This is a genomic window from Brevundimonas aveniformis DSM 17977 (genome assembly GCF_000428765.1).
In the GTDB taxonomy this organism is placed as follows: domain Bacteria; phylum Pseudomonadota; class Alphaproteobacteria; order Caulobacterales; family Caulobacteraceae; genus Brevundimonas; species Brevundimonas aveniformis.
The window spans coordinates 150,409-174,927 of sequence record NZ_KE386797.1; the positions used below are offsets into that span (position 1 = coordinate 150,409).

18 protein-coding genes are annotated in these 24,519 nt (G+C 67.0%); 12 read left to right on the top strand and 6 right to left on the bottom strand.

The annotated features are described in order from the left end of the window. The first annotated feature begins 41 nt into the window (after positions 1-41). Positions 42-1,739 carry a hypothetical protein gene (locus G391_RS0112875; protein ID WP_029087880.1) on the top strand — a complete coding sequence of 566 codons (1,698 nt, stop codon included), beginning with the start codon at positions 42-44 and terminating at the stop codon, positions 1,737-1,739. Between the two features lie 235 nt (positions 1,740-1,974). Here G391_RS0112875 and G391_RS0112880 read toward each other — a convergent pair whose 3' ends face one another. After that, complete coding sequence (locus G391_RS0112880; RefSeq protein ID WP_029087881.1) at positions 1,975-2,358, bottom strand: acyl-CoA thioesterase; 384 nt, start codon at positions 2,356-2,358, stop codon at positions 1,975-1,977. Positions 2,359-2,367: 9 nt separating this feature from the next. Further along, positions 2,368-2,655 (bottom strand): hypothetical protein, encoded by a 288-nt coding sequence (locus G391_RS15960; protein ID WP_029087882.1) that lies wholly within the window; start codon positions 2,653-2,655, stop codon positions 2,368-2,370. 50 nt (positions 2,656-2,705) lie between these two features. Here G391_RS15960 and trxB point away from each other — a divergent pair, with 50 nt between their 5' ends. Both trxB and G391_RS14900 read left to right on the top strand, forming a co-directional pair. Continuing rightward, positions 2,706-3,707 (top strand): thioredoxin-disulfide reductase, encoded by a 1,002-nt coding sequence (gene trxB, locus G391_RS0112890; protein ID WP_029087883.1) that lies wholly within the window; start codon positions 2,706-2,708, stop codon positions 3,705-3,707. A gap of 77 nt (positions 3,708-3,784) precedes the next feature. Then, entirely contained in the window at positions 3,785-5,242 is a 1,458-nt protein-coding gene (locus G391_RS14900) for a serine hydrolase domain-containing protein (protein WP_051257389.1), read from the top strand. Here the strand turns inward: G391_RS14900 and G391_RS0112900 are convergent. After that, a complete protein-coding gene (locus tag G391_RS0112900; protein WP_029087884.1) occupies positions 5,239-6,189 on the bottom strand; it encodes an aldo/keto reductase in 951 nt (316 codons plus the stop codon). The two genes, G391_RS14900 and G391_RS0112900, sit on opposite strands and share 4 nt — an antisense overlap. 123 nt (positions 6,190-6,312) lie before the next feature. Here G391_RS0112900 and G391_RS14905 point away from each other — a divergent pair, with 123 nt between their 5' ends. Continuing rightward, entirely contained in the window at positions 6,313-7,518 is a 1,206-nt protein-coding gene (locus G391_RS14905; protein ID WP_051257390.1) for a cation:proton antiporter domain-containing protein, read from the top strand. Here G391_RS14905 and G391_RS0112910 read toward each other — a convergent pair. Then, on the bottom strand, positions 7,515-7,781 hold the full coding sequence (locus tag G391_RS0112910; RefSeq protein ID WP_029087885.1) for a hypothetical protein: 267 nt from the start codon (positions 7,779-7,781) through the stop codon (positions 7,515-7,517). The genes G391_RS14905 and G391_RS0112910 overlap by 4 nt on opposite strands. A gap of 364 nt (positions 7,782-8,145) precedes the next feature. Here G391_RS0112910 and dnaG point away from each other — a divergent pair, with 364 nt between their 5' ends. From dnaG to G391_RS0112935, 5 genes are all read left to right on the top strand, one after another. Next, complete coding sequence (gene dnaG / locus G391_RS0112915; RefSeq protein ID WP_029087886.1) at positions 8,146-10,029, top strand: DNA primase; 1,884 nt, start codon at positions 8,146-8,148, stop codon at positions 10,027-10,029. 164 nt (positions 10,030-10,193) lie between these two features. Then, on the top strand, positions 10,194-10,370 hold the full coding sequence (locus G391_RS15675; RefSeq protein WP_156893959.1) for a hypothetical protein: 177 nt from the start codon (positions 10,194-10,196) through the stop codon (positions 10,368-10,370). Between the two features lie 59 nt (positions 10,371-10,429). After that, on the top strand, positions 10,430-12,367 hold the full coding sequence (gene rpoD, locus G391_RS0112925) for an RNA polymerase sigma factor RpoD (protein WP_029087887.1): 1,938 nt from the start codon (positions 10,430-10,432) through the stop codon (positions 12,365-12,367). Between the two features lie 146 nt (positions 12,368-12,513). Beyond that, entirely contained in the window at positions 12,514-13,323 is an 810-nt protein-coding gene (locus G391_RS15680) for a hypothetical protein (protein ID WP_029087888.1), read from the top strand. 176 nt (positions 13,324-13,499) lie between these two features. Beyond that, positions 13,500-16,166, top strand: a complete 2,667-nt coding sequence (locus G391_RS0112935) for a tetratricopeptide repeat protein (RefSeq protein WP_029087889.1) — start codon at positions 13,500-13,502, stop codon at positions 16,164-16,166. Here G391_RS0112935 and G391_RS0112940 read toward each other — a convergent pair. Then, positions 16,163-17,419: an Nramp family divalent metal transporter gene (locus tag G391_RS0112940; RefSeq protein WP_029087890.1), complete on the bottom strand. Its 1,257-nt coding sequence runs from the start codon at positions 17,417-17,419 to the stop codon at positions 16,163-16,165. The genes G391_RS0112935 and G391_RS0112940 overlap by 4 nt on opposite strands. A 4-nt stretch (positions 17,420-17,423) precedes the next feature. Then, positions 17,424-20,801, bottom strand: coding sequence for a class I SAM-dependent DNA methyltransferase (locus G391_RS0112945; protein WP_029087891.1), 3,378 nt, complete (start codon positions 20,799-20,801; stop codon positions 17,424-17,426). A 314-nt stretch (positions 20,802-21,115) separates the two neighbouring features. Here G391_RS0112945 and G391_RS0112950 point away from each other — a divergent pair, with 314 nt between their 5' ends. The 3 genes from G391_RS0112950 (at position 21,116) to G391_RS0112960 (ending at position 24,518) form a co-directional block, all read left to right on the top strand. Continuing rightward, positions 21,116-21,445: an Mpo1-like protein gene (locus tag G391_RS0112950; protein ID WP_029087892.1), complete on the top strand. Its 330-nt coding sequence runs from the start codon at positions 21,116-21,118 to the stop codon at positions 21,443-21,445. Positions 21,446-21,454: 9 nt separating this feature from the next. Continuing rightward, positions 21,455-22,087 carry a DUF4126 domain-containing protein gene (locus G391_RS0112955; RefSeq protein ID WP_156893960.1) on the top strand — a complete coding sequence of 211 codons (633 nt, stop codon included), beginning with the start codon at positions 21,455-21,457 and terminating at the stop codon, positions 22,085-22,087. 100 nt (positions 22,088-22,187) lie between these two features. Further along, positions 22,188-24,518 carry a heavy metal translocating P-type ATPase gene (locus tag G391_RS0112960; protein ID WP_035304611.1) on the top strand — a complete coding sequence of 777 codons (2,331 nt, stop codon included), beginning with the start codon at positions 22,188-22,190 and terminating at the stop codon, positions 24,516-24,518. Position 24,519 lies beyond the last annotated feature (1 nt).

The following is a 24,519-nucleotide window of genomic DNA, read 5'->3' on the forward strand; positions in this document are numbered from 1 at the left end:
CCGACGGGCACACTGCCCTCAGGTAACCGGGGGGAACCGCCATGCGCCTGACCATGACTGCCGTCGCTGCTATCGCGATGGCCGCAGCGGCCCCGGCCGTGGCCGACGCGACCGTCGAAGGCTCCCTGATGGACCTCATCGACAACCCGGTCATCTGCGCCTCGCCGGACGAGGCGGCGGACATCGCCGGCGCCCCCGTCGCCGAAATGGTCATGGTCGAGGGCTTCGGCACGGGCGGCTTTGCAGTCGACACCACCAACCCGCAAGCCCAGGCGTGGTTCAATCACGGCGTCCGTCTGCGCTGGGCCTTCGAGCACACCGAGTCGGTCCGGGCGTTTCAGCGGGCGCGTCTTCTGGACCCGTCGTGCGGCATGTGCGCCTGGGGCGAGGCCTGGGCCATGGGGCCGAACCTGAACGGTGGCGGGACCGGCGAGGACACCCGCCGCGCCGCCCTTCGCATCGCGCGTGAGGCCCGCAGGATGGCCCGCGACGCCGACCCGATCCAGCGGCAAATGATCGACGCCCTGATCCAGCGCTATTCGGGATGGGAGAGCAGCCGGGCCCGGCGCTTCGCCGAGCGCATGGACCGCATCGCCCGTGACAATCCGGCTGATGTTGCCATCGCCAACATCACGGCCGACGCCTTGATGATGCAGGTCGAGCAATGGTGGGACGACGAGGGCCAGGCCACCGATCCGGCGATCACCCGAGCCATGCAGATCCTCGAGGGCACGCTGGCCCACACGCCCGATGACCCGGGTGCCATCCACCTCTACATCCACCTAACGGAATGGTCCGATGACCCGCAAAGCGCCATTCCCTACGGCGAGCGGCTGGCCGCCCTGGCACCCGGTGCCAGCCATCTGGTGCACATGCCGTCGCACACCTTCTTCCGGGTCGGGCGCTACCGGGACGCCATGATGTCCAACGTCAACGCCGTGGCGCTGGATGCCCGCTACGTCGACCTGGCGTCGCCGCCCGGCGGCATTCGCGGTGTGCGTCTGCACGGCCACAACATCCATTTCGGCATGGGCGGGGCCCTGATGGCCGGCGGGGCGGACGAAGGCCTGCGGCTGGCGGAGCGGTTCCTCAGCATCTACACGCGCCATCCGCGAACCGACGTCGCCTGGGGCCAGGCGACGGCCAACAACGCCTACGCCCTTTTCGGTCGCTACGGCTCGGACGAGCAGATCGCGGCCCTGGCTGAACCGCCCGAGAACCGGCCCCTGATGCGGATCGGCTGGCGCTATGGCCGGGGCGAAGCCGCCGCCCGACGCGGCGATGCCGAGGCGGTGGACCGCGAAGCCGCCGAAATCGCTCGTCTGCGCGCGGCCCTGCCTCAGAACGCCGATCACACCTTCTCGAGCACCTTCAGCGAGGTCTTCCAGAAGGTGCTGGAGGGCCGCGCCGCCATGATCAGGGGCGACTACCCGGCTGCGATCGCGGCCTATGGCCGCGCCGCCGCCCTCCAGGGCGAAGGCGAGGAAGGCGGCGATCCGCCGATCATCTGGTTCCCGACCCGGCGAAGCCTGGCCGCGGCGCTCCTGGCCTCCGGCGATGCCGCAGGCGCGCGTGACAAGGTTCTCGAACTTCTCGAGGACTGGCCCAGCGATCCCTACAGCTACTTCGTCCTGGCCGAGGCCTATGCGGCCCTCGGCGAGCAAGAGGCGGCGGCTCGCGCCCGCGCCGCCGGGAGCGTGGAATGGATCGGCGGGACCATGTCGCTCGGCCTGGCGTGATCAGCTAGGCCGGCGCGATTCTCAATCCGCGGTGACGTTTCTTCCCCTGCCTTGTCATCCCGCCAAAGCGCGTAGCACGAAGAGCGGGGACGACCCGCTCTCTAAAGTTGTCATCCCGGGAGCCGCGCAGCGGCTATCCGGGACAAGCGGTCCGCCCGCTGCGCCCTGTTCCGGCAACCCCGCTTCGTCCCCGCGATCCAGCCTGATCGAACCCTTGTCCCGGACAAGCGCCACGTCAGGTGTCGCCGAGGCCTAACCGCGCCTTGAACCCCTCCGAGAGAGCCGCCGCCTTGCCTTCCACCGCCCGCACATAGGTCATGTCCGCCACGCACAGCACCTCGCCGTCTCGGCGCATCTCGACCTTCAGCACATAGCTCGACGTCCCGATCTTTTCGCACCGCACCGACAGATCCAGCACATCATCGAACCGCGCCGAGCCTTTGAAAATCAGGTGGGCGTCCACGACGAAGGTGTGGCCGAATTCATCACGACAGTGGTCCATGATCCCGTTGCCGCGCATGAACTCGGTCACGGCGACATCGGCGTACATCAGATAGTTGGCGTTGAAGACGACCTCCTGGCCGTCCACCTCGCCCCAGCGCACGCGCAGCTCCGTCATCCGGCGCGCCTAGCTCCCGCCGTCCGCGCCGCCGGCATCGCCACCGTCCGAGGAGTCGTCGGCACGGTCACGCCCGCCGTCAACGTGGGGTGCCGCGCCCTCGCCGCCTGACTGCCCGTCGCGCTTTGCTCCGGCCAGGCCCATGCCGGCCACGCCCATGCCGCCGCCGATGGCGACCCCGAGCGCGATCCCCAGCGCCAGATTGTCCAGGGCCAGCCCCAGGGCCACCCCGATAGCGATACCGGCCCCCATGCCGACCGGCAGGAATGCCGCGCGTCCGTTCTTTTGCTCGCTCATCCGACTGCTCTCCCATCGCGTAACTGAGGAATCGTCCCTAGATTAGCGTCATGTCCGAATCCAGAACCACCCGCGTCGCTATCATCGGCTCCGGTCCCGCCGGCTGGACCGCCGCCATCTATGCCGCCCGCGCCATGCTGAAGCCCGTGATCATCGCCGGGCTCCAGCCCGGAGGCCAGCTGACCATCACCACCGATGTCGAGAACTATCCCGGCTTCGCCGAGGTCATCCAGGGACCGTGGCTGATGGACCAGATGAAGGCCCAGGCCGAACACGTCGGAACCGAGATCCTGCACGACATCGTCATCGAGGCCGACCTGTCCCAGCGACCCTTCCGGCTGAAGCTGGATTCCGGGGCTGAGATGCTGGCCGAGACGGTGATCATCTCCACCGGGGCCCAGGCCAAGTGGCTTGGTCTGGAGAGCGAGAGCAAATTCCAAGGGTTCGGCGTCTCGGCCTGCGCCACCTGCGACGGCTTCTTCTATCGCGGCAAGACGGTCGCCGTGGTCGGCGGCGGCAATACGGCGGTCGAAGAGGCGCTGTTCCTGACCAACTTCGCCGAGAAGGTGATCCTGATCCACCGCCGCGACGAGCTGCGGGCCGAGAAGATCCTTCAGGAACGCCTGTTCGCCCACCCCAAGGTCAAGGTCATGTGGAACCAGGCCATCGATGAGGTCATCGGTGAGACGGACCCGCTGGGCGTGACCGGCGTGCGCCTGAAGAACACTGAGAGCGGCGAAACCCAGACCATTGACGTCCACGGCGTCTTCATCGCCATCGGCCACGCCCCGGCGTCAGAGCTGTTCAAGGGCCAGTTGGAGATGGACGGCTCGGGTTACCTCAAGGTCGTTCCCGGCAAGACCGAGACCGCCATCCCCGGCGTCTACGCCGCCGGCGACGTCACCGACGACGTCTATCGCCAGGCTGTCACCGCCGCCGGCATGGGCTGTATGGCGGCGTTGGAAGCCGCCCGCTTCCTGGCCGAGCAGGACCACGCCGCCGAGGGCCACCAGATCTCCCACAAACAGGCCGAGAAGATCGGGGTCTGGTGATCGCCAGGTTACGGTCAAGCTGTTGAAATACGCCACATCAGGTGGCAGGTAGGCTCCCGACTAAAAGGGACTGCCGTATGAACCTGGTCTGTAAGACGGTCGCACTCTGCCTTCTGTTGTCGACCATGGGCAGCCCGGCTTTGGCCCAGTCGCCCGAGACGAACGCACGCATCCAGCGCGTCACCGAGGGCCTGCTGCCCCCAACGCGAGTTGCCGGTCGCGACTACGAGCCCCAGACCCTCGAAGACCTTATGGCTGAAACGGGCGTTCCGGCCGTCAGTATTGCCGTCATCAATGAAGGCCGGATTGAGTGGACCCGAGCGTGGGGCCTTGCCGATGCAGCCTCTGGTCAGATCGCAACAACGGACACCCTTTTCCAGGCTGCCTCAATCAGCAAGGCAGTGGTGGCGACGGCGGCACTGGACATGGTCGAGGACGGGCTACTGTCGCTCGATGCACCAGTCAACGACGCACTTCGCGGCTGGACGATTCCCGAGAACGACCTCACCGAAGGCCATCCCGTCACCTTACGCCATTTGCTGGCTCATACCTCGGGCCTGACCGTCGGCGGTTTCCCCGGCTATCCCGAGGACGCGCCCGTGCCGAATGTGGAGCAAATCCTTGACGGTGTTCCGCCCGCAAACACACCTCGAGTTGAGGTCGACCAGACGCCGGGCAGCGCAAGGCGCTACTCGGGTGGGGGCTTTACCGTGCTCCAGCTGCTGATGAGCCAGCACGAGAACCTGGCCTTTCCCGCCCTTATTCAGACAAGGGTTCTCAGCCCGGCCGGAATGATCGCCAGCGCCTTCGATCAGCCGCTGGCTGAAGACCGACGCGCCCTGGCCGCCACCGGTTACGACGACCGAGGAGAGCCAGTGGCCGGACGCTTCCACACTTATCCAGAGTTGGCTGCAGCCGGCTTGTGGACCACGCCGACCGATCTCGCCCGATGGGTGCTGGCGATAAGCGATGCCTTCAATGGCCGCTCCAACGCCATCCTGGAACGGGAGACAGCGCGCGCCATGCTGACCCGGGACCCGTGGGGCCAGGGACTAGGCCTCGTCGTCAGGGATGCCCCCGAGTTGGAGTTCAGCCATGGTGGTGCCAACGAAGGCTATCGCGCCCTCGTCGTTGGCCTACCGGACCGAGGCCAGGGCGTGGTCATCATGACCAATGGCGACAACGGTCAGGTGATCACCAGCGCCGTCGTTCTGGCCGTCGCGGAAGAATACGGCTGGAGCTGGCGCCAGCCGCGCATGATCACGCCCGTCCCGCTGCCTGCAGAAACCATGGGTGCCTTCGCGGGCCAGTATGACGGCACACCCAACCTTATCGTCACAGTCGCAGTCTCTCCCGACGGTGACTCGCTACTGCTCACAGTGGCGGACAATCCGGCACTGGAGTTTATTCCCCAGGGGGACGACGGTTTCATAGACACCGCTGGAAGGGCTCGTCTGACCTTTGAGAGAGACGAAGACGGGACGGTCACCGCCGCCATTGCCAATGGGCAGCGTCTCCCTCGCCGGCATCCTTAAGCCTGGCTGGTCTCGGTCAGCTCTGCGATATCCTGGTCGGACAGCTTCACCTCGACCGCCTTCAACGTGTCACTCAGCTGCGACAGCGTGGTGGCGCTGACGATCGGGGCCGCCACCGCGGGTCGCGTCATCAACCAGGCCAGTGACACCTGGGCCGACGTCGCTTGGTTGCGCTCGGCGACGGCGCGCAAGGTCGCCAGAATGCGCGAGCCCCGCTCATCGAAGTGGTTCGTCAGGGCCGCCACGCGCGGCGACCCCTGAAGGTCGTCGACCGACCGGTACTTCCCGCTCAGGAAGCCGGACTCTAGGCTGAAATAGGTGATGGCACTGAGGCCCTTTTCGACCGCCAGGTCCTGGAGCGGGCCTTCAAAGGTCGCCCGGCTGTACAGATTGTAGTGCGGTTGCACCGTTTGATACGCCGCCAGGCCTTCGCGGGCCGAGATCGCCAGGGCTTCGGCGGTTGCCTCTGCAGAGTGGTTGGACAGGCCCAACGCGCGGACCTTGCCGGCCTCAACCAGCCTGTTCAGCGCGCGCAGCGTCTCTTCCTGGGGCGTATTCGGATCAGGCCAGTGCGACTGATACAGGTCGATGTAGTCGGTCTGGAGCCGGCGCAGGCTGTCCTCGACGGCCTTTTCGATCCAGCCAGGTGACAGGTCATTGTGACCTTGGCCCATGTCCGATCCCACCTTGGTCAGGATCAGCACATCGTCGCGGTGCCCGCGCGCCTTCAGCCATTCCCCGATGATGGTTTCGCTTTCTCCGCCCGAGTGGCCGGGTGCCCAGATGGAATAGGCATCGGCGGTGTCGACGGCGTTGAATCCGGCGTCGACGAAGGCATCAAGCAGTTCGAACGACCGGACCTTGTCGGCGGTCCAGCCAAAGACGTTTCCGCCGAAGACCAGCGGGGCGGTGGACAGGCCGCTGTGGCCGAGGGGACGCTTTTGCATGGTAATTCCTTTTCTCGATGATGGGTCATCGCGCCGGTACAACTCGCAACCGCTAACTTCGTCGCTTGCAGTTCACGCCCGTCTGCCCCATTTCGGGGCGGCCATCCCCCAGCCCGAGTTCCAATGCCTCACCACGACAGCCTGATCCTGATGCTCGTTGCGGGATTTGTTCTGGCGTTCGTGTTCGGCATGGCGGCGGTTCGGCTCAAGCTGTCACCGCTGCTGGGCTATCTGTTGGCCGGTGTGGCCGTCGGTCCGTTCACGCCCGGCTTCGTGGCCGACGGTGATTTGGCCCCCCAGCTGGCTGAGATCGGTATCATCCTTTTGATGTTCGGCGTGGGGCTGCATTTTTCGCCCCAGGATCTGATGCGGGTTCGCCGGATTGCCATTCCGGGGGCCCTGGCACAGATCGCTGTTGCAACGGCGCTCGGTTGGGGCGTTGGTCGGCTCATGGGGCTGGGCGATGCCGAGGCCCTGCTCCTTGGCTTCTCTCTGTCAGTCGCCTCAACCGTAGTTCTGATCAAGGCGCTGGAACAGCGCGGTCAGATGAAGTCCGAGGTCGGGGGCATCGCCACCGGCTGGTTGATCGTCGAAGATCTGGTGATCGTCGTCGCCCTCGTCCTGCTGCCGCTGGTGGTGGGGGCATCTGGCGACACCTTCGATCTGGCGAGCCTTGGCCTCAGTGTCGGCTGGACCCTGCTCAAGGTCGTCGTTTTCATCGCCCTGATGCTGATCGTCGGCGGACGGGTGCTGCCCTGGGTCCTGACCATGATCGCCCACACCCGTTCGCGCGAGCTGTTCACCCTGGGCGTTTTGGCCATTGCACTGGGCATCGCCTGGATCGCCTATTTCGTTTTTGGGGCCTCGTTCGCACTCGGAGCGTTCGTGGCCGGCCTGGTGCTCAACGGCTCGCCGCTGGGCCACAGCGCGGCCGAGAAATCCCTGCCGTTGCGGGACGCCTTTTCCGTCCTTTTCTTCGTCTCGGTCGGGATGCTGTTCGATCCGATGGTGCTGGTGCGCGAGCCCTGGGCCGTGGCGGCGGTGCTGGGCATTATCGTCGTCGGCAAGACCCTGGCGGCGCTGGCCATCACCACCCTGTTCAAGCTGGACCGCACATGGAGCCTTACGGTTGCCGCGTCTCTCGCCCAGATCGGCGAGTTCTCGTTTATCCTGGCGGGCCTGGGCGTCAGTCTCGGCGTCATGTCGGACGGCACCCACGACCTGATACTGGCCGCCGCCCTGTTGTCGATTGCGCTAAATCCGGTGGTATTCGCCATCACTGACCGGCTGAGCGCGCGCGCGACGCCCCCGGCAGAGGCCACGTCCTAGGGCAGGCTGGCCAGACTGCGGGCCTGACGAAGGGCGGCGGCCTTGGCCACCACCATCGGACAGGCGGCTTTCCAATAGACGGCATCGTCGTCGCGACGGGCCGCTGCCCGCTCAGCCGCCCGCAGTCGGCGCGCGGCCGCATTGGCCAGCAGGCGCGCGTGCAGAGCCCGGGCGCTCGGCTCCTCCACGCGCGGTGAACCGGGCGTAGCGACCGCGTCAGCAGCGACGGGGCGGATGTCAGAGTGGGTGATCGAGATAAACATGGTCTAGGTCTTCCGCTGGGCTCACGATCTGGCTTTGCCAGACCGGAACGTCAGTTACGGACGCATCCTGCATCCGTGCATGGTTAACCCCTCAGGCCTGTGGATAGTTCCGTGGTTTGTCGAAATTTAGGCTGATATTCCAGGCAGTTATCTTAACCGTTCATTAATCATGGTTAACGGGATCGACGCCGACGCGAGCGTCAGTCCCTTGAATTCATGGGTCAGCCATCGCGCGCCCTGAACCGCATCCATGCACAGAAACATCCACAATCCACGCACCGGTTCGTGCACAATCCGATTCCCTGGTGAACAGCCTCACCCAGCCCTTTGAGAGCGCGGCCATGACCGCCATAGCTGCCCCAACATGCGCCTCGACGAACGTTTCCTTGATGAGCTGAAGAGCCGACTCCGCCCCTCGGAGGTCATCGGCCGCACCGTCAAGCTCAAGCGTCAGGGCCGGGAATGGGTGGGCCTCAGCCCCTTCACCAAGGAGAAGTCGCCCTCCTTCTTCGTTAATGATGACAAGCAGTTCTTCCACGACTTCTCGTCGGGCAAGCATGGCGACGTCATTACCTTCCTGCAGGAGACAGAGCGCCTGTCCTTCATGGAGGCGGTCGAACGTCTGGCCGCCGAGGCCGGCATGCCCCTGCCCGCCCCCGACCCCCAGGCGGCGCGGCGCGAGGAGGCCCGCAAGGGTCTGGAGCATTGGCTGGAGGAAGCCGCCCGCTGGTTCGAAGCCCAGCTTCGTCGCCCCGCCGGCCAGACCGCCCGTGACTATCTGGTCCGCCGGGCCCTGCCCGAGGACCAATGGGGTCGGTTCCGTCTGGGCTATGCCCCTTCAGGTCGCACCGCCCTGCGCGATGCCCTGGTTCAGAAGGGAGCCAAACCGCAAGAGCTGGTCGATGCCGGCCTGTTGATCCGTCCCGAGGACGGGGGCCAGCCCTATGACCGCTTCCGCGACCGCCTGATCTTCCCGATCACCGATGCGCGGGGGCGTCTGATCAGCTTTGGCGGTCGTGCCCTCGACCCCGAAGCCCGCGCCAAATACCTCAACGGGCCCGAGACGAGCCTCTTTCACAAGGGCTCGAACCTCTATGGCATGGCCGAGGCCCGAAAGATCCTGGCCCAGGCGAACGCCGATGCCCGCCTCTATGTCGTCGAAGGCTATATGGACGTCATCGCCGCCCAGCGCGCTGGCCTGGCCGCTGTCGCGCCGATGGGCACGGCCCTGACCGAGGAACAGATGGCGGTGCTGTGGCGGGTCGCCCCGACGCCGGTGCTCTGTTTTGACGGCGACAACGCCGGACGGCGCGCCGCCATGCGCTCGATCGACCGCGCCCTGCCGCTGCTGAAGCCGGACCGGACCTTCGATTTCTGCCTGCTGTCGGGAGGGCTCGACCCTGACGACATCCTGCGCGAGCTGGGTGCGCCCGGATTGAAGAAGGCGCTGGCGCAGACCACCCCCTTCTCCGCGCTGCTGTTCGAACGTGAACGTGAAGAGGTCGGCCCCCTCGACACGCCCGAGAAAGAGGCCAGCTTGGTCGCCCGCCTACGCAAGGCGGCCGCAACCATCGCCGATGCCGAACTGGCCCGGACCTACAAGGACTATCTGGTCAACGCCTTCTATCAGCACGTCAGGCCCAGCGAAGCCGACCGCAAACAGGCCAATCGAGTCCAGTACCGGGACCGCCGCGCCCGCGCCGCCGCCGATCTGACTCGCGTCACGCCCGAGGCACGCACGGCTGCGGCGACCCTGTCCCAGGCCCCGCGCCCGCTGGTGGCCGCTGTGGTAGAGGGCCTCATCGCCCACCCCGAGGTCGTGCGCGAGAAATCCGAGTTGCTCGGCGTCCAGGGCGTCGGCGACGAGGGCCTGGATCGACTGATCAACGATCTGATCCCTCTCATCGAAGACCTGGGCGACGCCGCCGAGAGCTTGGTGCGAGCCCGCCTGGCGTCCATGGGCCATGAAGACACGCTGCGCCGGATCGAACGAACCGCCCCGCTGGCGCACGCCGGCTTCCTGGATCGCACCTTGCCGGAACGCGAGGCCGGGCGCGATCTGATCCGCGCTCTGGAACTGGTCCAGCAATCGGTCAGCCTGAGCCGCGCCCTGGAAGAGCTCAAGGGCGATCTGTTCGGCGGAGCCGCGCTCGATTCCGAGGCCTTTTCCCAGTTGAAGGCCGAACGCGATGCAGCCTCGCGGGCCCTGACCTCCGGCGAGCTCTGGCCCGAGGGGACCCTCCACTAGCCGCGCGCCCGCCCAAAGCCTTGACAGACTGGCCCTGGCTCGCCATTTCGGGCTCTTCGGGCCTTTAAGCGTCTATGTGAGCGGTGCGAAGGCGGCGGCGATAGTCCGGCCGGCCTCTCGAGGGCAAGATTGCCCCCCTCGCCGATGCCAAAGTCCGATGGTCGATGGCCTTTCCCAAGGCCCCGGTGCTGGTGGCGGCGCGGGGCGGTTTTGTCGTAGCTCGGACGTGCAAATGGCGCGGACCGGATTTGGCAGCCGTTTCCGTTCTTCTGTTCAGAACCGTCGCCCGTCGGGATCGGCTGGATCACATTCCGTGCGTGCGGAACATCGCTGGGGTCTGACCCGTTGGCGATCCGCATGGCTTTCGCATCACCGGGTCGCGTCCCGGTCGGAGACTTGAATGACCGCCAAAGCGGATACCCAGGAGCAGGACCAGACCAACGACGGTCCGCTGCTCGACCTCACCGACGCCGGGGTCAAGAAGTTCATCAAGCAGGCCAAGACCCGCGGCTACGTCACCATGGACGAGCTGAACAAGGTCATGCCTTCCGAAGAGGTGACCCCCGACCAGATCGAGGACACCCTGGCGATGCTGTCCGAAATGGGCGTCAACGTCGTCGAAGCCGAGGAAGACGCGCCCGAAGGCACCGAGGTCGCCAACCGCGAGGAAACCGCCGTCGTCGAGACGGAATCAAAGCCCGCTTATGACCGCACGGACGACCCCGTGCGCATGTATTTGAGGGAAATGGGCTCAGTCGAGCTGCTCAGCCGCGAGGGCGAGATCGCCATCGCCAAGCGCATCGAGGCGGGCCGCGACACCATGATCCGCGGCCTGTGTGAATCCGCTCTGACTTTCGAGGCCATCATGGTCTGGCGTCAGGAGCTGGAAGAAGGTCGCATTCTGCTCCGTGAAGTGATCGACCTCGAAAGCACCTATTCCGGGCCGCCGGTCGACAACTCGGTCCCCCGTCCCGAGGCCGAGGAAGAAGAGCCGGAGCCTGAACCCGAGAAGACCGAAGACAAGGCCGAGGACGGCGAGGACGAGGACGACGACGACTTCGACGATGGTGCCGGCCTGTCGGTGTCGGCCATGGAGGCCGAGCTGCGCGACGGCATCATGGAAATCCTCGACGGCGTGGCGTCGGACTTCGGGGCCTTCCGCAAACTGCAGGACAAGCTGGTCAACGCCCGGCTTGAGGGCAACGACCTGTCCGACAAGGACCGCAAGGCCTACATCGCCCTGACCACCTCGATTTCGGACAAGCTGAAGTCGCTGACGCTGAACAATGCGCGGATCGAGGCCCTGGTCGATCAGCTCTATGCCATCAATCGGCGCCTGATCGGGCTGGAAGGCCGGCTGCTGCGCCTGGCCGACAGCTACGGCATTTCGCGCCCTGAGTTCCTCAAGGCCTATTTCGGCGCTGAGCTGAACCCGAACTGGACCGACAGCGTCAAGGATCTGGGCGTGCGCTGGACCAAGTTCATGGAGAACGAGGCGGTCGCGGTGGCGACCATCCGGGGCGACGTGGCGGCCATCGCCACCGAGGCCGGCCTGCCCATCGAAGACTACCGCCGCACCGTCCAGACGGTGCAGAAGGGCGAGCGCGAAGCCCGCCAGGCCAAGAAGGAAATGGTTGAGGCCAACTTGCGCCTGGTCATCTCCATCGCCAAGAAATACACCAACCGCGGCCTGCAATTCCTTGATCTTATTCAGGAAGGAAACATCGGCCTGATGAAGGCGGTCGACAAGTTCGAGTACCGCCGCGGCTACAAGTTCTCGACCTACGCCACCTGGTGGATCCGTCAGGCGATCACCCGCTCCATCGCCGACCAGGCCCGCACTATCCGGATTCCGGTGCACATGATCGAGACGATCAACAAGATCGTCCGCACCCAGCGCCAGATGCTGCACGAAATCGGCCGCGAGGCGACGCCGGAGGAGCTGGCCGAACGCCTGGCCATGCCGCTGGAGAAGGTGCGCAAGGTCCTCAAGATCGCCAAGGAGCCGATTTCGCTCGAGACGCCCATCGGCGACGAGGAGGACAGCCACCTGGGTGACTTCATCGAGGACAAGAACGCCATCCTGCCCATCGATGCGGCCATTCAGTCGAACCTGCGCGAAACGACGACCCGCGTGCTGGCCAGCCTGACGCCGCGCGAGGAACGCGTGCTCAGAATGCGCTTCGGCATCGGCATGAACACCGACCACACCCTCGAAGAGGTCGGCCAGCAGTTCTCGGTCACCCGCGAACGCATCCGCCAGATCGAGGCGAAGGCCCTGCGCAAGCTCAAGCACCCGAGCCGCAGCCGCAAGCTGCGAAGCTTCCTGGACAGCTGATCCCGGGCCGTTTTGTCCCCGTCGGATTTGTCCCTGTTTCGGGGACAGGGCCGGGACAAACAGGGTCGGTCGGGGGACAAAGCCGTCTTAGCCGCATGCCGGTGGACGACGACCGCGCCTGACGCAGGCGCGGTGCAGAATGAGGCATGAGCAAGCCGCCACGTATCCGCTATTTCGCCGGCCCGGCGACCTGGGCGTTGGCGCGGGACGCCTATCTCAGCGGAGAAGGGGCCGCCTCGATCGCGCGGCGGCTAGGCCTGACGGTCAACGGTATCCGCAAGCGCGCCGCCCGCCACGGCTGGACCCGGACGCAGCACGCCCGCGCCCTGGCGCGGGAGCGGCGCCCGGATCAGGTGCTGGGCGAGATGCTGGCCAGGATCGGCCCGGCCCTGCGCGACGGTCGACTGGAGGAGGCCGCCGACCTGGCACGCGCCGCCGAGCGGCTGACGCGGGTGGCCGACGCCGCCGATCGCATCCTGCCGCCGACGCCCCAGGAGGAGGCCGACGCGCGCAAGGCCGAGGACGAACGCATCGCGGCCGATCAGGCGCGCTGGGAGGCTGCCGTCTATGAACGGGCCGAGCACCTGGCCGACGCCCTGCTGAGCGAGGCGGGTCACGGCATCGGCGAATGCTGGAGCCACGCCGCCTTTCACTGGCGCGCGCGGGTGCTGGGCCCCAAGGTCGCCCAGGCCGATTTTGCGCGGGCGGTCCACGGCGGCTGGGCGGACCGCTATTACACCCCTGAGGGAGCGCTCAAACCCCTGGCTGAAGCGGGCCTGCCGGACGGTCTGGGCCGCAGGCAGTTCATGCGACAGACCGGCCAGCTGGACGCCGGCAAGGGTTTGGCGGATTTCCCCTGGCCGCCGGCGTGCGCTGGGACGGACGGCGACGCGGGCGTGGCGACCCAGGACGCGGCCCTGGTCCGGGCGGGGGCACGGGTGCGGGCGTTGGATTGAGGGGATGCGAGGCGCTGAGCCCGGCCGCCGCCCCCTCCACCGCAAGCGGTCCCCCTCCCCCGTGAAACGGGGGAGGATCATCTGGCCGGGAGCGGCCTGACGGGTTCTGACGGCCTCTTTTCGTGCGGCGCTCGACGCCTAGATAGACTCCACGCATCAAGGGGTTGGAGGCGAGGATGATCAGACCGTCACACGCGCTGCCGCAACGTTCGGCGTCTGAGGTCTTTACCGACCGCGAGGACGCACGGGCGCGGTTCACGCGGGCGCTGGAGGAGGCGCAAGGGGCGGGGGACTACCGGGTGCTGGTCTGGTACGGGGTCGGCGGCCAGGGCAAGACCGCCCTTCAGGCTGAATTCGGGCGCATGATCGACCGGGCGCGCGGCAACTGGGTCAATGTCCGCAACCGGCGGCTGGCCTCGGCCCTGGTCGACCTTGAAAACCCGGCCAATCGCAACCCGGCCCAGGCGCTGCTGTCGTTGCGCCTTCAGCTGGCTGAGCACGGCAACATGCGCTTCCCGGCCTTTGACCTGGCCTTCGCGCGGTATTTCACCCTGGACCAGCCCGGCAAGGACATTCGCGCCGTCCATCCCGAGCTATTCAAGCGGGGGTCTGAGGTGCTGGCCGATGTGCTGTCGCTGGCCGACGATGCGGCCAGCCTGATCCCCGGCTATGGCCTGCTGACCAAGTACGGCTCCAAGCTGGCGGCACGGGGGGCTGAGGCGCTCCAGACCTGGTGGGACCGGCGGGGGCGGACGCTGCTGGTCGGGCTGGATGAACTTTCGATCGATCAACTGGCCGGAGCCCTGCCCAAATACCTCGGCTACGATCTGTGCGAGGCCATGGCCGCGGCCGACGGCCCGCGCATCGTTATACGGTTTGATACCCACGAGGCCCTGTGGCGCGACCGGGGCCTGCGCGACGGGCCGGGGGCTCTGCTGGTCGATGACTGGCTGCGGCGCCTGGTTCAGGACACGCCCGGGGCGCTGGTGGTCATCACCGGTCGCGACCGTCTGCGCTGGGGTGAGATTGATGCGGACTGGGACCAGATTGTCGAACAGCATCTGCTGGGCGGCCTGTCGGACGAAGACGCCGCCTCCTTCCTGGGCAAGGTGGGGGTCACCGACCCCGAGATCCGCGCCCGCATGATTGCCGCGGCCCGCGGCGATGAGGGCGAGGGCTGTCTTCCCTATTATCTGGATCTGGAACGTGAAACGCACGATGCCCTGATCGCGGGCGGCCAGACGCCCGTGGCCGGTCAGTTCGGCGGCGGTCGGGCGGAAATCCTGGCGCGCTTCCTGGCGCACCTGGACCCCGAAACTGAGAAGCGCCTGCGTCTGGCCAGCTATCCCGAGACGCTGGATCCGGCCAGCCTGGCCATCCTGTCGAAGGATTTCCTCAAGGAATCCGACACCGAGGGCTGGAAACGGCTGCTCAGCCGCGCCTTTGTCGAGCACCCGCTCGATGGCCCCCCCACCCTGCACGCCCTGACCCGCACCACACTCCAGGCGTCCGAGCGCGACGATCACTGGGAGCGGTTCCGCGACATTCACCTGTGGTTCTGGCAAGGGGCGGAAGAGGCCATGTCACCCGCCGGCCAGCCCGTGACCGTCGACGACGAGCGTAAATTCCTGACCGCCATCAACCACATGGTGGCCCTGGGCAGCGCCCGGTCGCTGGAATGGTCGATGCAACGGCTACAGAGGTTTCGTGACGCGGGGCGCTCGCGCACCGTCGAGGCTGCGACCAGCCGCCTGATGCCGTTCGCCCGTGACATGTCCGGGCCGGCGTCCGTGGCCGCGCTGCTGGGCTGGCAGGGGGTGGCCGCCGGTGATCTGGGCCGCCCGACCCAGGCCGAGGCCCTGTTTCGCCAGGCGCTGGATATCTATGCGACGCTGGAAGAGCCGGACGGGGAAAATACCCTGAGCTGTCTGGGCAATCTGGCCAGCGTCCTGTCAGACCTGGGCCGAGAGGACGAGGCCGAGGCGCTGTACACGCGCGTCCTAGATCACCAACGCACCGCGTTCGGGCCGGACAATCCGCTTACCGCCGTGACGATGAACAATCTGGCGCTCGTCCTCCAGAAGCAGGGTCGTCTGCGCGACGCCGCTGACCTGATGACCCAGGCGACCGATATCAGCATGGTCCATGTGGGCCCGACGCATCCGTCAACGGCGATCGGTCAGTCGAATCTGGCCGGAATTCTGAAAGACCTGGGCGACTATGATCGCGCCGAGACCCTCATCCGTCAGGCCGGAACGACGCTGGCTGAACAGGTGGGAACCGACCATCCCTACTATTGGCTCGCCGGCGGCGTCGCGGCGGCCACCGCCATGGGTCGTCGCGACTACGGCGCATCCAAAGCCCTGTTCCTTGAGGTCCGCGACGGCCTGGAGGCCGTTTTTGGCCCGGCCCATCTTCATGTGACGACCGTTCGCGGTCGCGTGGCGCGGTGTGACTTCTGGCTCGGTGATCCAGCCGGCGCGCGCGAAGGCTATCAGGAGGCGCTGGATCAGTTCGAGCTCACCGGCCACCCGGACATGCCCATCAAGGCTTTCCTCCTGGCAGGTCTGGCGGCGGTCGATACGGTCGACGGGCGGCTGGATGCGGCCGCAGGCGGGTTGTCGCGCGCGCGTGAAATCCTGGAACCCTCGACGCCGCCCGCCCATCCGCTCTGGTCGTCGCTGGACCTGATTCAGGCGCGACTGGAGCGCGCCCAGGGCGATGTCGATACGGCGCGAGAGCGCCTGTTGAGGGCTCGTCAGCGCCTGATCGACGCCGGCACCCTGCCCGGCGAGGAGGCGCGCCTGCACATCGACGAGGCTCTGGCCGCCCTCGACGGCTAGAACAGCCCCATCAGCTCCTTGCCGGCCAGGACGCAGAACAGAACCGCCGCCGCCGCCAGCAGGAGGTTCGACAGCCAGCCATTGCGCCATTCCGGTGCCACGCGCCCCGAGTTCAACAGCCAGATCAGCGTTCCGGCCAGGAACGGCATGAACAGGCTGCCCAGCACGCCGTAGGCGATGATCAGCGCCACCGGCCGGTCCATGAACAACAACGCCATGGGCGGGAAGGTCAGCCACAGCGCATAGCCCTTGAACGCCGGCCCGCCGTCGACGGCGATCCCGTCCTCGGCCGCGTCGCCCTTCATGTGCGCCCAGAAGTCCGCGAACATCAGACTGACCCCGTTCCACACCCCGATCAGGGACGAGAAACTCGCCGCCCAGAAGCCGATCAGGAAGGTCGTGGCCACAGTCCTCCCGAACCGCGCCTCCAGCACCTCGCCCAGGTCCAGCAGGCCCCGGTCGCCGGTCGCCAGCGCCACCCCGCCGGCGTGCAGCAGCTCGGCCCCGACGATCAGCATGGCCACCACGAACAGGCCAGTCATGGCATAGGCCACGCCGTTGTCGATGCGCATCACCGGCATCCACGCCACGCCGCGCCAGCCCTTGGCCCGCAGCCAGTAGCCATAGGCCGCCATGGTGATGGTGCCGCCGACCCCGCCGATCAGCCCCAGCGTATAGAAGCCTGAGCCCTCGGGCAGGCTGGGCCACATCCCGGTCATCAGGCGCGGCACGTCCGGGGCCACGATCACCGCCAGCCCGACCACGGTGACGAACATCACCCCGACCAGAGCGGTCATCACCTTTTCAAACAGGCCGTAGCCGCCAAACCAGACCAGCCCCAGGCCCACCAGCCCCGAGCCAATCGCGAACACCTTGAGGTCCACGCCTGAGAACAGCGCCGCCAGCGGCAGGGCCGAGGCCGACATCGCCGCCGCCCCGTACACGAACCCCCACACCACGACATAGACGGCGAAATAGGCCGTCGCCCAGTTCAGCCGCCCGCGCCCCCCGAGGCTGGACCAGCCGTCGAACATCGTCCGGTCCGAGGCCAGGGTCCAGCGCCCCACCCCCTCGGCCAGCGCCACCTTGATCACCGTCCCGACCACTGCCGCCCACATCAGGACGTAGCCATACTGGGCCCCCGCCACGAGCGTCGCCACCAGATCTCCGGCCCCCACCCCCGTCGCCGCCGCCACCAGGCCAGGACCGACGAGATGCCAGCGTGGTGGGGGGGATGCGGCGGTGTCGGTCATGGGGTCAGGCCACCCGCCGCGCGGCGAAGGTTCCGTCCTTCAAGGCGCTGATCCAGCCGTAGCGGACCAGGGTGTCGAGCGCCTGGACCACGCGCTGTTCGATCTTCTTGCCGCCGCCCTTGAAGGCGCGGGCGACGCTGGCGGCGTCCATGGGACGACCGGCGGCCTGCAGCACGCCCAGGATAGCCAGCGGCTGTTCGGCCTTGTCCTTGGGGAACACCGGCAGGGCCTTGTCGATGGCCACCACCGTCTCACCCAGGTCCAGCTCGCCGGACTTGACCGCCGCCCCCTTGGCAAAGCGCGGGATCTGATAGTCGGGCCGTAGCCAGCGCACGTGCCCGGCGGCCTCTTCCGCCGCCCGCTCGGCGTTCAGGGCGACCAGCCGCTCCAGGATTTGCTCGTCCCTCAGGTCGTGGGGCCAGCCATAGGCGTCGAACGTCGCCCGGTCGATCTGGTCGTGCAGGTCCTTCAGGATCAGCACCCGCCCGCGATCCTTGATGTCCTGATCCTTGTCCGACAGGGCCTCCCCGGCGCGCAGGTTCTCCAGCACATTGTACAGCCCCGTCAGCGTCAGATCGGGATGCTCGGCCTGCACCGTCTTGCGCGTGGCATCCAGCTCTTCGCCCAGGTCCCGCAGCCGGGCGCGGGTGGCCTCGTCCGGGTCGGGGAAGGGGAAGGGGTCGAAGCAGGACGATTTCACATAAACGGGGTCGTTGCCGTAACCCAGCCAGCCGCCCGATGTGATGGCCCAATGCGCGTGAATGCGTGAACTCAGAATGGCCAGAACGCCTGCATCAGCATCTGCAAGCGCAATCAACTTATTGTCCGGCAGGATGCTCTCGTCGAGGAACTGGAACACCCGGTGCTTCGCCGTCTCCACGGTGGCGATGTAGCGCGGCAACCCTTCCAGGGCGGGGCGTAGCTCCCGGCGCGGCTCTCCGAACATCCACCAGTTGTCGCGGTAGCTTGCCCGGTTGTTGACATCGCGTTCCGGCTTCACCGTCTCAATTACGTGCTGATACACCTCGGGATAGTCCCGCCGCACCTGTTCGGCACTCAGGCCGAACAGGTCGATCACCATCACCCCGCGCGGATGGGCGGTCAGGTCGCGGCCATTGCGATATTGCCGGATGTGGCGCTCCAGGCCGGGGCGGCGGCCCAAACCCAGGTGTTCGGCTTCTTCTGGCGTGACGATGAAGCCAGACCCGTGCAGCTTCACACCCGGCGAGCACAGCCCCTCGTTGGCCATGAGGGGGTCGGCCTTGGTGACATCCACCCCCACCGTCAGGTCCGAGTTGATCTTTCCTTCGCTGACCGCGAACGTCAGCTCTGGCGCATCGGTATCCAGCCCGGCCTCGGACACCACGCTCCACAGTTCGCCCTCACGTGACCCGGTCTGGCCCACCGTCATGGCGATCCGCACCGCCGCGCTGTCTTTCGTCGCCTTGGTCCAGGGGTGGTCGGGGATGGCGAAGATCAGGCTGATGGGTGCCTTGGCGTTCAGGTGCCGCTCCATCACCCGGCGCTGGAACACCTGGCTGATGGAGTTGGTGGTCACCAGGCCGAACCGACGCAGGCGCGTCTTCTTGCGCGTCAGCAGCTCCGCCGCCCGGTCCCACCAATACATGACGAAATCGGCGCTCTCGTTCATGGGCTTGTGCGCCGCCCACAGGGCCTCGGCATAGCCGGGCATCATGCGTGACCGCAGGTCCTTGCCGCCAATGAACGGCGGATTTCCCACGATGAACTCCGCCTCCGGCCAGTCCGGTCGCCGGGCATTCGGATAGACCTGCACTGCCGCCCCGTCGCGCATTTCGAACTGCAGCTCTGGGTATCCGTCCCAGGTCAGCACCGCGTCCTTGTTCTGGATATTGCCGAACGCCTTCAGGATCGGCTCGGCCGGGTGTTCGGAGCGGTTGCGATAATGCTGTTGCAGATAGCCGATCCACAGCACCAGCTCGGCAATGGCGGCGGCGCGGACGTTCAGCTCTATGCCCAGGAACTGGTGCGGGTCGACGGTCTCCAGCCCGATGCTTTCGGTCTGGCCCAGCTCGGCCAGGGTCTCCAGAACGTCGCCCTCCAGCCGCTTCATCAGCTCCAAGGCTACATACAGGAAGTTGCCGGTGCCGCACGCCGGGTCCAGCACCCGCGTGGTGCACAGCTGATGATGAAAGGCGCGCACGGCCTCGACCGCCGCCTTTTCGTCGCCGCGCGCCCGCGCATCCTCGGCCTTGATCTGGGCGGCGTCCCAGTCGGCCCTGAGCGGCTCCATCACCGTGACGTTGACCAGTCGCTCGACATAGGAGCGGGGCGTATAGTGGGCCCCGAGCTTGCGCCGCTCGCCGGGGTCCAGCGCCTGCTCGACCAGGGTGCCGAAGATGGCCGGTTCGACATAGCGCCAGTCGTGCCGCGACGCGGCCAAGAGCTCGCCGATCTCCTCGCGCGTCATCGCAAAGGCGCGGGCACCCTTGAACAGATTGCCGTTGAAGTGCCTCAGGTGCGTTCGAAACATCGAATAGAACCGGTCGTCCCGGTTCGGCGCATCCATCTTCTTCCACAGCTCGGTCAGCAGCGGCGCAAAGCTGTCCGGCCCATCCAGCGCCTCGGTCAACAGCCTGGTGAACTCGCCCTTGGGCAACAGGTCCACGTCCTCGGCGAACATGGTGAAGATGCACCGCATCAGGAAATGCGCCACCTCTTCGGGCGGATGGTCCCGCTCCATCCGGCGTGACACGGCGGCCAGCCGCTCGGCGATCTCGCGCGTGACCTGGGCGGCCTTGCGCGTGGGGTCCAGGGATTGCGGGTCGGTCCAGATGGCTCGCAGGCGGTCCTGCACCTCCGGTCGTCTCAGGTCTTCCAGCCTCAGGCGGAACGACTTGCGATCCGGGAAATGGGCGTAGGCCCGCCCCGAGCCGGAAAAATCCGCATAGATCTCGAACACATAGCCGACGTCACAGACGATGATGAACGGCGGGGCCGGATGATCCGCCGGCAGGCGAAAGACATAGTCCTCGGCCTGCTTGCGAGCGTTGCGCATCATCGTGTCCCACTTGCCCTGGGACGCGGCGGTCGAGGCGGCCTCGGCCTCGGTGAACAGGCGCGGCTGATCGTCCCGGTCCCTGGCCCGCGACTGCTTGGCCTCCAGAATGAAGGCCCCGCGCTTGTAGAGGTCGATCCGGAGGGTCGAGGCCATGCCCTCGCTCTCGCGCCGTTTGACGCCGCGCTCAAACACATAGTCGTTGCTGGCCGTGTCATCGGACGCCGGATCGGGCCGGGGCAGGCCCAGGGCGTCGCAAAGCTCAGCCAGAAAGATCTGGTAGTTCGCCCGTTCCGCGCCGCCGCGCGCGGCCGTCCAGCGGCTGATGAACTGTTCGACGTCCAAACCGGGCCTCCCTCCCTGTGCGCACTTGGCCCGCTTCGCCCCAGCGTTGCAACACCCGTTCGTCCCCGCTTCGAAGCGGGAACCGGTGCCGGCCGATGGGCCTTCCAGGCGGCGAGGGAGGGGGAGCACACCGCGCGTGACGTTTGGGGTTCCGACCGAGACAGTGCTCCCGGTCTCGCCGCCTCCACCGCAAGCCGTCCCCCCTCCCCCGCTGCGCGGGGAGGATCAGGCAGCGCGGTGGTCGATGATCCTCCCCGGCTTACGGGCGAGGATCAGGCCTCGACAACCGCTGAAATCAGCGCGAACCTGCGGGGATGACCCACGCGCCCTCTCCCGCCTCCAGTGACCGTTTCAAGAGCTTTTCAGAGTTCTATCCGTACTACATCCACGAGCATTCCAACCAGATCTGTCGGCGCATTCACATCGTCGGCTCGGCGCTGGTTCTGGTGATCCTGGCGACCGCGATCATCACTCGAAACGCCTGGTGGTTGCTGGCCATGCCGGTTGTCGGTTACGGTTTCGCCTGGGTGGGGCATTTTGTGTTCGAGAAGAACAGGCCGGCGACCTTCAAATATCCCCTGTGGAGCCTGATGGGGGATTGGCGGATGTTCTTCGAGACGGTGAGCGGCAAGCGCCGCTTCTAGGAGGCCCTCATGCTTGAGAACCTGCCGGCCAGCCTACCCTCTGGCGATGTGATTCAAACCTGGGTGCTACCCGCGCTGCTGGGCCTGGGCCTGGCGGCGGCGTCGGGCCTGCGGATCTTCATCCCCATGCTGATGGCAGCCCTGGCGGCCAAGTTCCATCTGTTCGGCATCGAACTGAATGAGAGCATGGCCTGGATGACCTCCAACACCGCCATTGCCGCGCTCGGCCTGGCGACGGTGCTCGAGGTGGTGGCCGACAAGATCCCGCTGCTCGACAATGCGCTGCACGCCGTCGGCATCATCGCACGGCCGATCGCCGGGGCCATTGTCGCCGGCTCGATGTTCGCCGGACTGGACCCGACCGCGGCGGCGGTGGCCGGCATCATCGTCGGGGCCCCCACGGCGCTGGCCTTCGGTGCGGCGCAAGGGGGGACCCGTGCGGCCTCAACCGCGACCACCGGCGGGATGGCCAACCCGTTCCTGTCCTTTTTCGAAGACCTGCTCAGCATCGGCACGGTGCTGTTGGCCTTTATCATGCCGGTGCTGATCCCGGTGGCGCTGTTGCTGATCTTCTGGGGCGTCTGGAAGGTCTACCACCGCTGGCAGCGGGGCCGCGCCAACGCCATCGAACCGGCGCGTTAGTCCCCGAGGCGAGGGAAACTCGCCGCTGGCGCGTAGATAGTTCGGGGGGTCGGCGCCCCAAGGCGGTCGCCGGCTTCAAATGTCGAGCGCGAGGCTGAAGATGCACGATCACGCCCACACCGCCGCGCCCGAGGGTGCCGGCGGCGAAACCGCCATTGATCCCGTCTGCGGGATGACGGTGAAGATCACGCCAGAGACGCGCCAGCAGACCTATCGGGGCAAGGTCCGCTACTTCTGTTCCGACAAGTGCGCCGACCGATTCCGGGCGGACCCCGACTTCTTCGCCTCGGGCCGGGCCCGCAAGGCCATGACCACCGGGCCCAAGACCGCCCAGTGGACCTGCCCGATGCACCCCGAGATCATCCGCGACGGGCCGGGATCGTGCCCGATCTGCGGCATGGCGCTTGAGCCGCTCGTCCCGACCGACGAGGCCAACCCGGAGCTGGCGGACTTCACCCGTCGCCTGTGGATCAGCGCCATCGCCGCGGTTCCGCTGATCATCTTGACGATGGGCGAGATGGTCGGCCTGCCGGTGCGCCATTGGATCGGGCCTCGCCTCGTGCCCTGGATCGAGTTGATCATCGCCACCCCGGTGGTGCTGTGGGCGGCCCTGCCCTTCTTCAAGCGCGGCTGGGATTCGATCGTCCAGCGGTCGCCCAATATGTGGACGCTGATCTCGCTGGGGGTCGGGGCGGCCTATCTCTATTCCCTCGTGGCGGTCTTTGCCCCCGGCCTGCTGCCGCAGGACTATCGGACCGACCACGGCGCGGGCACCTATTTCGAGGCGGCGGTGGTCATCGTCGCCCTGGTCTTCGTGGGTCAGGTGCTGGAGCTGAGAGCGCGCGAGCGCACCGGCGACGCCATCCGCGAGCTGCTCAACCTGGCCCCCAAGACGGCGCGCCGCGTGCTCGAAGACGGCGAGGAGTACGACGCGCCGCTTGAGAACATCCTGCCGGGCGACCGCCTGCGCGTCCGGCCGGGTGACACGGTGCCGGTCGACGGCGTCGTCCTGGATGGGGCCTCATCCGTTGACGAGAGCATGCTCACGGGCGAATCCCTGCCGGTCGAGAAGGGTCCGGGAGACATCGTCACCGGGGCCACCCTCAACATGAACGGGTCCCTGATCATGGAGGCCCGCAAGGTCGGGGCAGACACCGTCCTGTCCCAGATCGTCGACATGGTTACAAGCGCCCGGCGGTCCCGCGCCCCGATCCAGGGCCTGGCCGACCGCGTGTCGGCTGTCTTCGTGCCTGCCGTGGTGTTGTTGGCGGTGCTCGCCTTCTTCGGCTGGCTGATCTGGGGACCAGAGCCGACCCTGTCCTACGCCATCACCGCGGCGGTCTCGGTGCTGATCATCGCCTGCCCCTGCGCGCTCGGCCTGGCCACCCCGATCTCCATCACCACCGCCGCCGGCCGCGGTGCCCGTGCCGGTGTGCTCATCCGCGATGCCGAGGCGCTGGAACGGATGGACAAGGTCGACACCCTGTTGGTCGACAAGACCGGCACCCTGACGGTCGGTCGCCCGACCCTGACAGAGGTGATCCCCCTGGGCTCGCTTACCGAGCTCAAGCTGTTGACAGCCTCCGCTGCACTGGAGCGGGGGTCGGAACATCCGCTCGCCGAGGCCATCGTCAAGGGTGCCGAGGAACGCGGGGCCAAGCGCCTGACCGCCGCCGACTTCGCCGCGATCACCGGCAAGGGCGTCCAGGGCCGCGTGGACGGCCAGTCCGTCGCCCTCGGCAACGCCGCGATGATGCAGCAGCTCGGCCTGGACTCCGCGGCCCTGGCCTCGCGCGCCGACGCGCTCAGCGACCTGGGCCAGACGGTGATGTATGTCGCCGTCGACGGCGAAATCGCCGGCCTGGTGACCGTTAGCGACCCCATCAAGGATACGGCCCAGCAGGCGCTGGCAGATCTGCGTGCATTGGGACTGTCGGTGATCATGGCGACCGGCGACAATCCGCGCACCGCCCAGGCGGTCGCCGATAAGCTCGGCATCGACGAAGTCCGCGCCGGCGTCATGCCAGAGGACAAGAAAAAGCTGGTGGACACGCTGCACGCCGATGGACGTGTCGTGGCCATGGCCGGCGACGGCGTCAATGACGCGCCCGCCCTGGCGGCTGCGGACGTTGGCATCGCCATGGGAACCGGAGCCGATGTCGCCGTCGAGAGCGCCGGCATCACCCTCCTGGGCGGTGACCTGACCGGCGTGGTGCGCGCCAAGAAGCTGGCCCACGCGACCCTGAGGAACATTCGCCAGAACCTGTTCTTCGCCTTCGCCTACAACATCGCCGGTCTGCCGGTGGCGGCGGGCGTCCTCTATCCCATAACCGGCACGCTGCTCTCGCCCATGCTGGCGGCCGCGGCGATGAGCCTGTCGTCGGTCTCGGTGATTGCCAACGCCCTGAGGCTGAACCGGGTTCGGCTCTGAG